We start from the raw sequence: 15,223 nt of genomic DNA, 5'->3' as shown, positions 1-15,223 counted from the left end.
ACATTCATCGACAAATGAAGTAACATAACTTCAAGAAGGTCCTGAAGCAACCTTTTCCACCGAGGAAAAGGTTCATTTTTTGTGTAAGTTCGCACTTGTTTCTACATACTAAATCAAGTAGGAGGTCGATGACATTGGCACTAGAACGCGGCAGACGTTTGTTTACATCCGAGTCCGTGACAGAAGGTCATCCCGATAAAATTTGCGATCAGATTTCCGATGCGGTGTTAGACGCATTTTTGGAGAACGATCCGAACGCACGTGTAGCTTGTGAGGTATCTGTGGCTACCGGTTTGGTTCTGGTCATCGGCGAAATCACGTCCCGTTCCGAATATGTGGACATTCAAGCCATTGCCAGAAAAACAATTAAGGATATTGGTTACACACGCGCGAAGTATGGTTTCGACTATCAGACGTGTGCAGTCCTTACATCCCTGAACGAACAATCCCCTGACATTGCACAAGGGGTAGACCAGGCTCTTGAAGCCCGTGAAGGCCAAATGAGCGACGCTGAAATTGAAGCGATCGGTGCAGGCGACCAAGGTCTCATGTTCGGATACGCAACGAACGAAACACCTGAACTGATGCCGCTGCCGATTTCGATGGCGCACCAGCTTTCCCGCAGACTGACTGAAGTCCGCAAGAACGGTACCCTGGAATACCTCCGTCCTGACGGTAAGACTCAAGTGACGGTTGAGTACGATGGGGACAAGCCTGTACGTGTTGATGCAATCGTAGTATCTACACAGCACAGTGAAGATGTTACTTTGGAGCAAATCCAAAAAGACATCAAAGAACACGTTATCAAGCCAATCGTTCCGGCGCAATTCCTGGATGAGAACACCAACTACTTCATCAACCCGACAGGCCGTTTCGTAATCGGCGGACCTCAAGGCGATGCCGGTCTGACCGGTCGTAAAATTATCGTAGATACCTACGGTGGTTATGCTCGTCACGGCGGCGGCGCGTTCTCCGGTAAGGATCCGACAAAAGTCGACCGTTCCGGCGCTTACGCGGCTCGTTATGTCGCTAAAAACATCGTTGCTGCAGGACTGGCGGAAAAATGCGAAGTACAGCTTGCTTACGCCATCGGCGTTGCTAAGCCGGTTTCCATCAGCATCGATACGTTCGGCACAGGCAAAGTGAGCGAAGAAAAGCTGGTTGAGCTGATCCGCAAACATTTTGACCTTCGTCCTGCCGGTATCATCAAGGAGCTTGACCTGCGTCGTCCGATTTACAAGCAAACGGCTGCTTACGGTCATTTTGGCCGTAACGATCTGGATGTTCCTTGGGAACGTACAGACAAAGCTGAACTGCTTAAAGCGGAAGCTCTGTAAGATTCATTTTAGTACAACTTGTCTGAAAAGACGTGAAGAACACGGCTTGATCCTAACGGGTCAGGGCGTGTTTTTTTGTTCGCTAAATGTATATGTGCATAGGATTGATTTGAGTTAAGTAGCTATGTAGATAGAAACGGAAGTTAGTGAGATTTGGGAGCAGCGGTCCCTTATGTAGAACAGAATAGTGTAAAACTATCGCAACTGAACAATGATTTTACGATTAGCTCTACTTAATAGTCCCATGATCGCTAACTCCTTTAAGCGCCTCTAATTTTTCGCCTACCCCCAAAAAAGCATAAAAAGACCGATTTGAGACCCGATTATTCCAGTTTGGACCAAATTCCGAGCGTTTTGCTCTCTTTTCTCAATTACTCTAGGAAAAATCACATAAATTTCGTAACTTTTTAGCTAGTTTATGAGTCTATACTATTGTGTGTCCTAGTTGATTTTACCTATTCAGGAGAGAGGAAAGTGAAAGAAGAATGAGGTTTACCAACAAGCTGTGGAGATCGACACTCGCTTTCGTCGTTGCTTTTCAGGTAGTCGTATCCCTGCCTGTTCCCACATTTGCCGCTGACCCTACGGTTACTTTGAAGTCGGAGAGCATTTTAACTTCGGGTGCCGTTATGAAGAAGTATGTTTGGAACTTTACCAGAAACAACAAGAAGGTCTCGGCTACCGCCAACGTAGTAGAAGTAGACTTGACGAACCCGTATGTGAAACTGGATGTGATCGCGGGGAAAAATAATCAGTTTACCGACAAGCAGACGGTGGCTACGATGGCAAAAGCGGCCGGTGCAGTCGCGGCGGTTAACGGGGACTTTTTTAATACGCAAGCGGAAGGCGTGCCCTTGGGTCCGCAAATCACCAACGGACAAATCATGTCCACTCCATCCAACAAGATGTCCGGGTTGTACGCTTTTGGAATAACAAAGGATAACAAGCCGGTGATTGACCTGTTTGCTTTCCAAGGCGCGGTAAAAGCCAAGGACGGCGCTTCCTTCGAACTCGGAGGCATCAACAAAACGTACTATTGGTATGATGACGGTACTCACAGCCATACGGACGGGTTGTTCATGTATACCGATGCTTGGGGACAGGTAGACCGTTCGAATGACGGGAAATCCGTACCGACCGAAGTCCTGGTACAAGACGGGGTTATCAAACAAATCGCACCGGACACGGTCATCAAAATCGAGCCGCCTAAGAACGGTTATATTTTAAGAGCCGCGGGCAAATCCGCTCAATTCGTTAAAGAACATTTAAAAGTCGGAGATCCTCTTACGGCAAACTATGCATTTATTAACCAGCGTACAGGAACGGCCTATGCGAACGATGCTTTTAAAACAATGATCGGGGGCCACTCCATCCTCGTAGACGCGGCCAAAGCCACTTCGTTCTCGCGCGACGTTTCTTCCCTCGGAGGATACCGTTCCCGCACAGGCGTAGGATACTCCCAGGATATGAAGAAGGCTTACCTGGTTACAGCTGATAAGAATGACAACAGTGCGGGTATGAGCCTGCAGGAATTCCAGCGTTTTCTGATTCAGATCGGGGCTTACAAAGCGATGAATCTGGACGGCGGCGGTTCCACGCAAATGGTCGAACGTCCTCTGGGAACGAACAATATCCAGCTGGCTCATGTAACGGAATATGGCACACAGAGGGCAGTCGTGAATGCCTTGGGAGTTTTCTCGACGGCACCGAAAGGCCAGCCGAAGGGCTTCACTATGAAAGGCGATACAGAGCTGTTCCTGAACGAGAAAGCGACGTTTACCTTCAGTGGTTATGACGAATATTACAACCCGATTGTTTCAGAAAGCGTTCAGCCGACCTGGAGTGTGTCTAACAATCTTGGCAAATTTGAAGGAAATGCCTTCATTCCTACGAGCTTCGGCAGCGGTAAAATTACGGCAACAACAAGCGCAGGTTCGTCGAATCTGGATGTAAAAGTAATACGACGTGCGGATATCAGCTCTATGAAGGTTTCGAAAGCGAGCGGACAAGGGCTTGTTGCGGGAGGAAGCTACAATCTGAGCGTAACCGCAACGACCAAGAGCGGCAAAACCAAGGAAATTTCCCCGGCATCGCTTGAGTGGGAAGTGCTCGGCGTGAAGGGCGAAGTCAAGAACGGCGTCCTGAAAGTGGACAGCCTGGAGGGCAGCAAGAATGCCCAAGTTATCGCCCGATACGACGGCTACAGCAGTATGCTGAACATTCCGCTCGGCAATGAATCCATGTGGTACAACCTCGACGACAAGTCGGTACTTACGACGACGGAAAGTTTCCCGGCAGAGGTTGACACGAAGCTAAGCATCGTGAAGAACGAGTCCGGTAACAACAGTCTGCAGCTTGCTTACGATTTTACAAAAGGCAGCGGCAACAAGGCATCGTATGCGGTCTTTAACAATACCGGTGCGCAGTTGTACGGTTATCCGCAAACGATCAACCTGAAAGTAAAAGGTGACGAAAGCCAAAACTGGCTCCGTGCCGAGGTGATCGATGCGGATGGTAAAAAAGAACTGGTAGAGCTCGCCAAAAATATCAACTGGCAGGGCTGGAAGTCCATTTCGGCCAACTTGTCCGGCCTTAACCTGAAATACCCGCTTACATTGCGCAGCATCTATGTGGTTAATCCAGAGCAGGGTCAAGACGAACGTGCGCTGCAAGGCAAAATCGAGCTTGACGATATTTCCTTCAGCTATCCGAATTATGGGACTCCATCCGGCAGCTTGAACAAGGTATCCCTGCAAATCGGGAACCAGATGGCAACCGTCAACGGAAAATCATACTGGCTGGAGCAAGCGCCGATTAACGACCGCGGCAACACACTTGTGCCAACCCGCTTTGTTTCCGAAGCGCTGGGAGCGAAAGTGCTGTGGGATCAGGAGGCACTCCGGGCAACGGTTGTAAAAGACGGGAACATCGTCGATATGTGGAACAATGAACTGGATTTAATCACGAACGGCAAGCGGGTTACCGCCGAGGTTCCGCCGCGTATCATGAACAATTTAACGATGGTTCCGCTGCGTCTGCTGACTGAAACTTTAGGCTGGAAAGTCACGTGGAATCAGGCCGAACAGATCGTTAACCTGCAATAAATAGTTCTATTAGTTTACTCTCAAACAGCACAAAGTATGGTACTATAGAAGGCAGACCAATTTGTTTTGAAAAGGGGCTTGGAGCGATTTGCAGGTGGATGCATTAGACCGTGTCATCAAGAACGCCATCGAAGTCATGGAGAGCAGCAAGTACCAGGTATTCGAAATTTGCGAAAGTGCCCGGGGCGAACGAGAGTCGCTTCTTAGGGAATCAAGTCAAGTTAAGGATGAAGTTACCCAGACGATCGAGCTGGTGGACAACCTGGAACGTGACTACAAACGTGCGCGTATCCGTCTTACGGAAGTAAGCCGTGACTTTGCGAGATACCGGGAAAATGACATCAAAACCGCCTATGAGGCGGCTATATCGCTCCAACTGCAGCTTACGGTATCGAGAGAAAAAGAGAATCACCTGAAAGAAAGACGCAACGACATCCAACAAAGAATCAAAAACGTAGACAAACAGCTCGAGCGGGCGGAAATGATCGTCTCCCAGATGAATGTCGTTCTCGAATATTTATCGGGTGATCTTAATCAGGTCACCCGTATTCTGGAGTCGGCCAAAAACCGCCAACTGCTCGGGCTGAAAATAATTTTGGCCCAGGAAGACGAGCGCAAGCGCATGGCCCGCGAGATTCATGACGGGGTAGCGCAGACTATGGCGAACGTCGTACTTCGCACGGAAATTGCGGAGCGCATGGTAACCAAGCAGGAATATACGGCGGCAAAGGAAGAACTCATAGATCTTAAGTCCCAGCTGCGTTGCGGGCTGGAGGAAGTTCGTAAAATGATCTTCAATCTCAGGCCGATGGCGCTGGACGATCTGGGCTTGATTCCGACCGTACGTAAATTCGTTCAGGATTTTGAAGATAAGACACAGGTACATACGAAGCTTGAAATTTCGGGCAAAGAAACGAGACTTCCATCGGGAATGGAGGTCGCTATTTTCCGCCTGATTCAGGAAACCTTCTCCAATATTCTCAAGCATGCCCACGCAACGTTCGTTACACTTGAGCTGTCATTCCAGGAGGATCTGGTCAGTATCTCCATTAACGATAACGGAATCGGGTTCAATGTGGATTTGACGGAGCATAAGATTGCCAAGGGCAACAACTTTGGCATTATCGGGATGCGGGAACGGTTGAAGTTACTCGAAGGGGACATGGCCATCTACTCAGAAAAGGACGTGGGAACGAAGATTACGATGTTGATTCCCATTCGCGCAGAGAACAAGGAGGAAATTGGTAATGGACAACCAGGGGAGTCCCAAGCGTAATGTAAGACTCATTCTTGCGGACGATCATCAGCTGTTTCGCGAAGGCCTCAAACGGATCATTAATATGGAAGACGATATGGAAGTCATCGGGGAATGCGGCGACGGTATTCAGGTTATCGAGCTCTGCAATGAAATGCAGCCCGACGTAGTCCTGATGGATATTAATATGCCGCTGGAAAACGGCGTCGTCGCTACCGAGCGGCTAAAGCTTATTTTTCCGGACGTTAAGGTGATTATCCTTTCGATTCATGACGATGAGAGTTATGTGTTTGAGACGCTTCGCAAAGGTGCTTCCGGATATTTGCTGAAGGACATGGAGGCGGAGGCGCTGATTAATGCGATTCGCTCCGTTGTAGCCGGACATGCCTATATACACCCGAAAGTAACCGGCAAATTGATCAACCAGCTTCGTCGTATGACTTATTTGGATGATAACGGTGTGATGGGATCGGGCAACGGCGTTCAGGAATCGGGCCTAAAATATATTCATGTTCCGACAAGCCCGCTGACCAAGCGTGAAGCGGAAGTTTTGCGTTTGATGGCTGAAGGCAAAAGCAACAAGCTGATCGGAGAATTCCTCTATATCAGCGAGAAAACGGTAAAGAATCATGTGAGCAGCATTCTGCAAAAGATGGAAGTAGACGACCGCACACAGGCCGTTATTATCGCCATCAAAAACGGCTGGGTGACTCTCTAGGAACCAACCCTCCCGCCAAGGCATATAGTATGCTAAGGGAGGGAGCCGTCATGTGGACCGGATTGATGTTATTTGTAGGGAGCTACATCTTCTGTGTATGTATGCTCCATGCGTTAAAACGCCCCAATGAAGCGGTACGTTCGTACCATTTGCTTTTAGTGACCAAGGATAACCAAATGCATATCGAATGGTATATCCGTTCTTTGTTTTTTCTTGCAAGGTTCGGCGGAAAATCGCTGTCCGTATCCGTAATTGACGAAGGTTCTACGGACGATACGCTGCGGATCGCCGAGAAGCTTTCACGTTCCTACGAGCTTAAGATCAGAACGGTTTTACCTGAATCCTCCTGGGAAGAGTGGGCTTTCTCATCCGGGCGTGATAACCTCGTAGTTATGCATGTGAGCAACCAGAAGCAGCTCGTTAAACTTCCGTTGTTTGAGTAAACCCCTAAGATTATTCATTGGCTTTGAGCCGTCTGTAGTTTACGTAATCGTTTACAACCGAATAAGCGTTGAAGAAGGTGAGTCATGAAAGTTCAGGTTTACGCTGCTGCCGACGAAAATGATTGGCAATGGCACATTTCCCTCGCAATGGCCGTCGACTTCACGTACTGGTTCGAGCGGCTCGGACGTTCTGTCCGGATTGTGCTGCTGGAGCCTCCTGTTTCAATAGGACAAGCTTTGGCTTTGATTGACGCGCTGAGTTCTCCCTCTTGCAAGAAACGCTTACCTCCTATTACCCTCGAAAAACATCCGTCTAGTTACTCGCCTCCCTTGTTAAAGGAAGACCCTCATTGTCCTGAAATTAACACTTTGCCTATCCACCGTTCTTACTCTACCGGTAAAAGAAGTACCTCCCAAGCGAATTCCGATCTTTTCGCCCCCTCTGATGCCATTCATTCTAATTTTTCATCATCCGATTCGTTAAGTGACTTTTTGCAAGAACAGACTCTAACCGGTCCTACGGAAGATTTAAGACATTCTCCATCCCCAGAGATCAGAAAGCACACCTTCTCTTTCCTCCCGGAAGAATTAACGCGTCTTTCCCCGCCTGTGCCTACTGAGCTCATTCAATCTCTCACTTTCCGTTCGATAGACTATGACAAATGGTTTACTTACGGCCTATCTGTATTTCCTGACAATTCCATTCTTTATGATCGTCTTATAGAAGCACTGCACGGCAGAAGTCTTTTAAGTGAAGAAGTTCTCCGGTTGCTGGACGCTTCCGATATGACAGAACTTTTGGAAAATGGAACTTGGAAAGCTTACATTCAAGCGGCTTATTTAAATGGCGATATCACCTTAACCAATGGATTACAGAGTAAACGTATAAGAAAGTTCCCTGCCTTTTGGTGCCTGCAGACCGAATATAGGTGCAAAAGGTGCGGAAGCGGCAAACTTCATTTTACGCCCTGTTATCATTGCGGAACGGACTGCCCGTATTGTGAAGAGTGTCTAACCATGGGAAGAGTACGCTCATGTACGTTGCTGATTAAAGGAAATAAGCAAAACGGCGGGGACGAGGAGGAGGCTTTTGGTACTTCTGATGTAAAAGAAAACCCCATGGGAAGGGTTAGTCATAAAAAGCTCACAAGGGAATCGGTAAACATCCCTGACATGGAGGTTTATTTGACCCCATGGGGCCTGAGCCCGGCTCAAACAGCAGCTTCGAAGGAAGCACTCGCCTTTTTAAGCGGCACTTCACCTGGAAACTCACCCAGCAGCGAAAAGGCGGCAGGAGGAGCAGAGCCGCCCGGAAGCGACGAAGGCTCTGGCGGGCGAGCAGGCAGCGGTAAATCAGCGCCCAGCTTCCTGATCTGGGCGGTTACAGGAGCGGGAAAAACCGAAATGATCTTCCCGCTCCTCCAATACGAGCTTGCGCACGGACGCAAGATCGCCATCGCCACGCCGCGCCGGGACGTCGTGCTCGAGCTGCAGCCGCGCCTGACGCGTGCGTTTGAGGGCCGCAGCATCGTGACGCTGTACGGCGGCGGCAGCCAAACCTGGGAAAGCGGCGATATCACGATCGCGACCACGCATCAGCTTATGCGCTTCGCGCATGCTTTTGATGCCGTGATTATCGACGAGATCGACGCTTTCCCGTACCTGAACAGCGCGGCGCTGGAATTCGCCGCGCGCAAAGCTCTCGCGCCGGGAGGACGCTACGTCCTCCTCTCGGCGACGCCCCCGCGGGCACTACAGCACGAGGCGGCGTCCGGACGCCTGCCTCACGTTACCGTGCCCGTGCGTTTTCACCGGCACCCGCTGCCTGTGCCCAAGCGGGTGCCGGTGCCTTCGCTGCGGCGTATTCTCCGCAGCGGTGCCCTCCCACAGACGCTGCGTAAGCGTCTGGAGGGCTCGCTTGAACGCGGCGCGCAGCTGTTCGTGTTCGTGCCGGAGATCAAGCTGGTGGACCCGCTTGTCGGGCTGCTCCAAGGCCTCTGGCCGGACAAGGTTATCGCCGGCACATCGTCCAAAGACCGCGAAAGGTCGGTGAAGGTAACCGACTTTCGCGGCAAGGTTACGGACATTCTGGTCACGACCACGATATTGGAGCGCGGCGTAACCGTACCCAAAACGGATGTATTCATCCTCGATGCCGATTCCAGTCTGTTCAACGAAGCCGCTTTGGTTCAAATGGCGGGCCGCGCGGGAAGATCGAAAGATGATCCCAGGGGACTTGTCTTTTTTGCAGGGCCGGAAAATACGGTGTCTCAAAGAGGGGCTGTCCGGCAGATTAGAAAAATGAACCGGACAGCACGGAGAAGAGGATACTTATTAAAGTAAGTTAGTTGAAGTGAGTCGGTGGAATTAAATTAGTCGAAGTGGGATAGCAGAAGAAAGCTAGGTGGAAGTGAAGCAAGTAATTTGGAAGGGAGTATAGACATATGATCGGTCTTTCTAATCACAAGCCGCCTGCGGAATGGTGGAGTAGGGTAAAACGATGGTTTCAGCTTCCTGAAGCCGAGGTAAACACACATGGCAGGGAATGGACTAATTGCATCTGCTGCGGCGGGCGCAGAAATTCCGCAAAAGAGAGTCTCGGGCTTTGCATGACCTGTTTTAACGCCATTCCTTGGATAATGGCTGTCCGCTGCCCGGTTTGCGGCCGTCCGGATGAGTGCCCGGACTGCGTCCGCAGAACATCGTGTTTTTTCCGGTACAGTCGAAGTGCAGTCCGTTATAACTCCCTGATGAAAGAGTGGCTCGCCTCCTATAAGTACAGGGGCAATGAACGCCTGCTCCCTCTTTTCTCCGGGATGCTGGTGCATGCCTATCATCAATTGGTTAAGGAGTTGCCTGCTGCCGGGCAGGATAGTCCGGGCTTCCATTGCATCAGTTACGTACCTATGAATACGAGCCGGCTGGAGGAAAGAGGCTTCAACCAGGCCGAGGCTATGGCCGCAATGCTGGGGAAACGGCTCTCGCTGCCTGTGATACCACTGCTGCAACGGACAAGACACACGGCTAAGCAGAGCTTCAAGTCTAGAGGGGAGCGGCTCAACGATCTCCAGGGAGCCTTCAAGCTTCTTGAGGAAGCCGAGGAGTCGCTTACGCGGAAGCAGGAAGAGCTTGCGTGTCAAGGAAGGCCGGTCCGGATCTTCCTATTGGACGATGTCTACACAACAGGGAGTACTCTAAACCAATGTGCCCGGGCTATAACGCAATCTTTGCCGGCAGAGGTTTACGGACTGATGTGGGCGCGGTAATTTCGCCATACTGCATACACGGATAGTAAGAACATATTTCCAACTCTTTCAGAAGGCCCCTTCTCAACGCAAGTCCAATACGTTACACTAGTCGTATACTATACTTGAAGCTTGATAAGGTGATTATAATGAGTATGAACGTTCAAAACTGTCCGCGCTGCGGAAAGCTGTTTGTGAAAGGCTTTGCCGAAACTTGCCCGGCCTGCGTCAAAGACATCGAGGCTCAGTATGTTGCTTGTGCGGATTACCTGCGGCAGAATCGTAAATGCGATCTCCAGGAGCTGCATGAAGAGACGGAAGTTCCTATGCGCCAGATTATCCGTTTTATTCGCGAGGGCCGCATTTCGATAGCGGATTCACCCAATCTGACTTATCCCTGCGAAGTTTGCGGAAATCCCATTCGTGAACACACCATGTGCGACTCCTGCCGCCAGCGCCTCGTACGGGACGTGAATCAGGTAATGGATGAGAGCAAAAACAGCGGAAATACGGAAAAAGACGCTCATCATTTTCGTATTACGGACCGCTTAAAAGACCGGCATTAATTAGAAAAGCTGCATTTAACTAAAAAGATCATATCCTTCTGCCGATAATAGTAATAACCATTATCGGTTTTTTTGTAGAATCGAGCCGTGCAGCGGCCTTGGAAAGTAGAGGATCCTCCATCAGATAACAAGAGGTGAATAACTATGAAAATTAATGATAGCCATCGTATCGGAAATGTAAATCCGTATGCCAAGCATAAGGAACAGTTTCAGACGGCTGCCGCGGATAAACGTAACCGTCCCAAAGACGAAGTTCAAATTTCTACGGAAGCTAAAGAACTGCTTGGAGCCGCGGGGGATGAGAATAGAGTGCGCAGAATAGAAGAATTAAAGCAGCAGGTCAAATCGGGAACCTACCATGTGGAAGCGGGCAAGATTGCCGAGAAGCTCCTTCCGTACCTCAAATAAGACCGGCAGAAACGGGGAAGAGCTGTGTCCGTATCCGAAATCGTCAATGTCTTGAATCGCATTATTGAATGTCACCAGGAACTTCGGGAGCTTGGGGCTAGGAAGAAAGAAGCGATTCTTCAAAACTCCATAGAAGAACTGTCCGCTATTGTTCAGAAAGAATCCAAGGCCGTTAAAGAAATCCAGGAGCTGGATCAGCGCCGTGTAGTCAAGATCAATGAATACCTGGTGACACGTTGCTATAAAACGAACCCTTTTATAACTGTAGGGGAACTGGTTAAGCTGGTTTTCAAGGCGGAGGAAAAGCAGCAGCTGATGGATTGCCAGGAGCGGCTTTTGAAAGAAATCCGACAGCTCAAAGAGCTCAATGCCTTAAATCAGCAGCTGGTGGAACAGTCACTCGGTTTCATCGACCTTTCACTCGATCTCTTGACGGCAACACCCGAGCAGGACGCGATCTATGCGAACCCGACCCAGCAGGGACAGGCCAGACGCAAGAACGCTTACTTCGATACACGGGCTTAGCCCGGCACATACTCCGGCCGCTTAAGGCCCAACAGCAAAGGAAGTGAATTTATGCGTTCTACATTTCATGGACTGGAGCTCGGCAAACGCGGTGTTATCGCACAGCAAGTCGCGCTGAATACAACGGGTCACAACATTACCAACGCCAACACTCCGGGATATTCCCGTCAGGTGGCTCAGATGGTTGCCGCCCGTCCGCTCGAATATCCTTCTGTGACCAATTCGACCTCTCCCGGCCAGCTGGGTATGGGGGTTGAAGTCAATGCGATCCAGCGCATCCGGGATATTTATTTCGACGTGGAATACCGGAATCAGAACTCATTAATGAACGAATCGAAAGTGATTTCGGAAACGCTAAGCAACATTGAAGGCGTTGTTAACGAACCGTCGGAAAACGGCCTGGCTAAGAATATTACGGAATTCTGGAAGGCCTGGCAGACGCTCAGCAAAAACCCGAGTACGGAAGACCTGGCGGCCCGTTCTGCAGTCGTTCAACAGGCGATGGCGATGGCCGATTCTTTTAACAGCATGGCTAATCAGTTTACAACGATGGGTAACAACATCACGGAAAGAATCAACGTTAAAGTATCCGAAGCGAACAGCTATGTGACGGAAATCTCGGACTTGACGAAGCAGATCAAGCATATTGAGTCGGGTGGAGATAATGCCAACGACCTCCGCGATAAACGCGACTACCTCGTCGATCAATTATCCAAGCTCGGTAACGTGAAAGTAACGGAAACGTCGCAGACTTACCAGATCACGTTCGGGGCCAAACAAGTTATCGACGATCTCAATTCGGATTCAATTGTGCAGGCCGATGTTGCGGGCGTTACTTCCGGCGAAATCTTCGGTTATGTCCAGTCGCGGGATACATTCATTGCCGAATATACCAAACAAATCGACCTTATGGCCAATACCCTGGCTACCGGCAAAATTGAGGTTACCCTCCCGGCGGGAAGCATTTTGCCTAATGGCATGACGCCTCCGGCAGGAGCCAAAATGGATCCGGCGAACCCGCGCAAACTGGCTGCCGACGCGAAAGTAACCGTCGATGGCTTGAACGGATTACACAAGCTCGGATACACCCTCGAGGATCCGGCTACCAACGGGAAGGACTTTTTCGTTACTTCCGACGGAGCGGGCAAAATTACCGCAGCGAACATCCGGGTTAATCCGGATATCGCCAAAGATCTGAAGAAGATCGCGGCTTCCCTACGCATCGAAACCGTAAGTAAACCGCCTGCGGCACCTACCGACAAAGTGGTGCAAAGCAACGGCGATCTGGCGCTTCTTATCGGCGGTCTGGCGGAGAAGACGTTTGACTTCGGCGGTACAGCCCTCACGGCGTCCTCCACGTACGGCGGTTACTATGAAGCGGTAATGAGTCAGTTGGGCGTTCAGACCGATCATGCCAAGAAAATGCTCGAAAACGGAGAGCTGCTCACCGACCACGCGGACAGCCTGCGCCAATCGATCAGCGGCGTGTCGCCCGATGAGGAAACGGCCAACCTGATTAAATTCCAGCACGCTTACAACGCTTCGGCTCGTGTTATTACCGTTGTAGATGAAATGCTCGATAAATTGATTAACGGAACCGGCGTTGTCGGCAGATAGGAGGGGGAGCTAAATGCGGATCACACAGAACATGATGAGTTCGTCGATGATGAAAAATCTCCAAACGAATTATAACCGTCTGGATAAATATCAAGAACAGCTGTTAACGCAGCAAAAAATTAACCGGCCTTCCGACGATCCGGTGGGCATATCCAGCTCGCTTCGTTACAGAGGCGAAATTGACATGACGGATCAATTTGCCGAAAATGCTAAAGACGCGGATTCTTGGATGAACTTCACGGATACAGTGATGAACGAAGCTGTGAAAATCCTACAAACGGTCTCCGAAAAAGCTGTACAAGGAGCAACTGAATCCAATAACCCCGAAGCCAGAAAGATTCTTGGTCAGGAAATTGATGAGCTTTATAAACAAATGGTTGCCATCGGCAACTCTCAATTCAAGGGGAAATATATATTTAACGGACAAACGACGGACCAGAAGCCTTTTTCGGACGATCCGGCAAACACTTCCTACAGCCTTGATGATGGGGTTATGCGCTATCAGATAGGTGCAGGAATTTACGTAGATGTAAATTCTCTGGGAAAGGATGTTTTCGGTCCGTTTCAAGACCCGGCTGATCCGACCAAGGCAGCGAATGTTTTTAAAGTGCTGGATAACCTTAAGACTGCTTTAACCGGCGATAATACAGCCGACATCGAAAAAAGTATAAAAGAGATTCAGACGACTATGGATCAGGTTCTCTTCGCACAAGCGGATGTTGGTGCACGCCAAAATCGTCTTCAATTTACAACCGACCGTTTGGAAGATTTAACTTTAAATTACACTGATCTGCAATCTAAAATCGAAGATGTAAATGTACCCAAAACAATTACCGATTTAAAGACTGCGGAGAGCGTATTTCAGGCTTCTCTTGATACGATGGGACGGATTATTCGTCCAAGCTTGCTCGACTTCCTGAGATAAAAGGAGCCTTATATGCAAATTCCGCGTATTCAGATCAGCCAGCAATACACCAAAATCGGACTCTCTTCCACAAAGGGTAACTTATCCATCGAACAACCTAAAGCGGAATTAAACCTTCAGCAGGACAATACCAAAGTTAGCATGGAGACGGAGAAGTCAAATCTTGAGATTGACTCCACAAGAGCATGGTCTGCCTTAGGTTCCTCCAAACTCATTGAAATGAGAGATCTTATCGCACAAAGCGCTTTTGACATTTCTATGCAGAATATTGCGGAGATTGCCCAGAACGGTGACCGAATGATGGAGATCACTAATCATTCCAATGCGTTTGCGGACATCGCCCGGCAGAATGCTTTTAAAGACCGTCCCGTGCAGGTAACAGCCGAGCCCTCATATGATAATGTGGATATTCAATATGCACCGAGTGTAATCCATACAACCGTCCAAGACGGTAAGATTACTTTTGATCCCAAGTTGAACTCTCCGCATATTCAATATGAAGCCGGCAAATTAGAAGCCTATGTTACGCAAAAAAATGCAATTTCTTTTTCCGTAGTCGGGGGAAATTGGGATGCATCTATTTAAAGCATATGAGACAATAGCTATAATTTTATAGCTATTCTTTCTTTTTATTAGGAGGAAAATTTAATGATCGTACAATCTACAAGATTTGGTGAAATTGACGTTTCGGATGAGCAGTTGATTACATTTGAAGCGGGTATCTTTGGATTTGAGACTAACCGCCGCTATGCGTTATTGCAATTAGATAACGGTGATCCTACTTTTCATGTACTCCAGTCATTGAGTGATGCGGATTTGGCCTTTGTTATCGCGGAACCTTTTCTGTTTGAACCTGCCTATGAGTTCGAGCTTCCCAAGGCTGTCAGCGAACAGCTTGAAATAAAGAACGAAGGGGACACGCAAGTATATGGCATTGTAAGTGTGCGAGCCAAGGATAATGTAACGATGAATCTGAAGGCACCAATCATTTTGAATAAAAAAAGTAATAAAGCGGCCCAGATTGTATTGGAAAGCACGAATTACCCGATCCGATATTCTTTAATCAAGGGGGGAGCCTGA

The 15,223-nt window shown here is 49.1% G+C and carries 13 protein-coding genes; all 13 read left to right on the top strand.

All coding sequences use genetic code 11. From position 1 onward, the window contains the following. The first annotated feature begins 128 nt into the window (after window positions 1-128). The 13 genes from metK (at window position 129) to fliW (ending at window position 15,223) form a co-directional block, all read left to right on the top strand. Entirely contained in the window at window positions 129-1,337 is a 1,209-nt protein-coding gene (gene metK, locus C4S74_RS19135; protein WP_103996889.1) for a methionine adenosyltransferase, read from the top strand. A 485-nt stretch (window positions 1,338-1,822) separates the two neighbouring features. Next, complete coding sequence (locus C4S74_RS19130; RefSeq protein WP_103996888.1) at window positions 1,823-4,441, top strand: stalk domain-containing protein; 2,619 nt, start codon at window positions 1,823-1,825, stop codon at window positions 4,439-4,441. A gap of 88 nt (window positions 4,442-4,529) precedes the next feature. Then, a complete protein-coding gene (locus tag C4S74_RS19125) occupies window positions 4,530-5,717 on the top strand; it encodes a sensor histidine kinase (RefSeq protein WP_181024479.1) in 1,188 nt (395 codons plus the stop codon). Further along, the gene (locus C4S74_RS19120; RefSeq protein ID WP_009677083.1) at window positions 5,689-6,414 is read left to right on the top strand and encodes a response regulator transcription factor; all 726 of its coding nucleotides are present in this window, start codon (window positions 5,689-5,691) and stop codon (window positions 6,412-6,414) included. The genes C4S74_RS19125 and C4S74_RS19120 overlap by 29 nt, the downstream gene beginning before the upstream one ends. A 50-nt stretch (window positions 6,415-6,464) precedes the next feature. Further along, the gene (locus C4S74_RS19115; protein ID WP_103996887.1) at window positions 6,465-6,857 is read left to right on the top strand and encodes a hypothetical protein; all 393 of its coding nucleotides are present in this window, start codon (window positions 6,465-6,467) and stop codon (window positions 6,855-6,857) included. Between the two features lie 84 nt (window positions 6,858-6,941). Further along, on the top strand, window positions 6,942-9,200 hold the full coding sequence (locus C4S74_RS19110; RefSeq protein WP_258042545.1) for a DEAD/DEAH box helicase: 2,259 nt from the start codon (window positions 6,942-6,944) through the stop codon (window positions 9,198-9,200). A 1,051-nt stretch (window positions 9,201-10,251) separates the two neighbouring features. Further along, on the top strand, window positions 10,252-10,668 hold the full coding sequence (locus C4S74_RS19100) for a flagellar protein (protein WP_103996885.1): 417 nt from the start codon (window positions 10,252-10,254) through the stop codon (window positions 10,666-10,668). 144 nt (window positions 10,669-10,812) lie between these two features. Then, a complete protein-coding gene (gene flgM, locus C4S74_RS19095; protein WP_103996884.1) occupies window positions 10,813-11,076 on the top strand; it encodes a flagellar biosynthesis anti-sigma factor FlgM in 264 nt (87 codons plus the stop codon). A gap of 24 nt (window positions 11,077-11,100) precedes the next feature. Continuing rightward, window positions 11,101-11,601: a flagellar protein FlgN gene (locus tag C4S74_RS19090; RefSeq protein ID WP_103996883.1), complete on the top strand. Its 501-nt coding sequence runs from the start codon at window positions 11,101-11,103 to the stop codon at window positions 11,599-11,601. Window positions 11,602-11,652: 51 nt separating this feature from the next. Further along, window positions 11,653-13,218: a flagellar hook-associated protein FlgK gene (gene flgK, locus C4S74_RS19085; protein WP_103996882.1), complete on the top strand. Its 1,566-nt coding sequence runs from the start codon at window positions 11,653-11,655 to the stop codon at window positions 13,216-13,218. Window positions 13,219-13,231: 13 nt separating this feature from the next. Further along, on the top strand, window positions 13,232-14,143 hold the full coding sequence (flgL, locus tag C4S74_RS19080) for a flagellar hook-associated protein FlgL (RefSeq protein WP_103996881.1): 912 nt from the start codon (window positions 13,232-13,234) through the stop codon (window positions 14,141-14,143). Between the two features lie 12 nt (window positions 14,144-14,155). Continuing rightward, the gene (locus tag C4S74_RS19075; protein WP_103996880.1) at window positions 14,156-14,728 is read left to right on the top strand and encodes a DUF6470 family protein; all 573 of its coding nucleotides are present in this window, start codon (window positions 14,156-14,158) and stop codon (window positions 14,726-14,728) included. A gap of 63 nt (window positions 14,729-14,791) precedes the next feature. Further along, entirely contained in the window at window positions 14,792-15,223 is a 432-nt protein-coding gene (gene fliW, locus C4S74_RS19070) for a flagellar assembly protein FliW (protein ID WP_103996879.1), read from the top strand.

This window comes from Paenibacillus sp. UNC499MF (assembly GCF_900107975.1).
Lineage (GTDB): Bacteria > Bacillota > Bacilli > Paenibacillales > NBRC-103111 > Paenibacillus_F.
The sequence above is the reverse complement of the archived record's forward strand: the minus strand, read 5'-3'. Positions and strand labels throughout refer to the sequence as shown.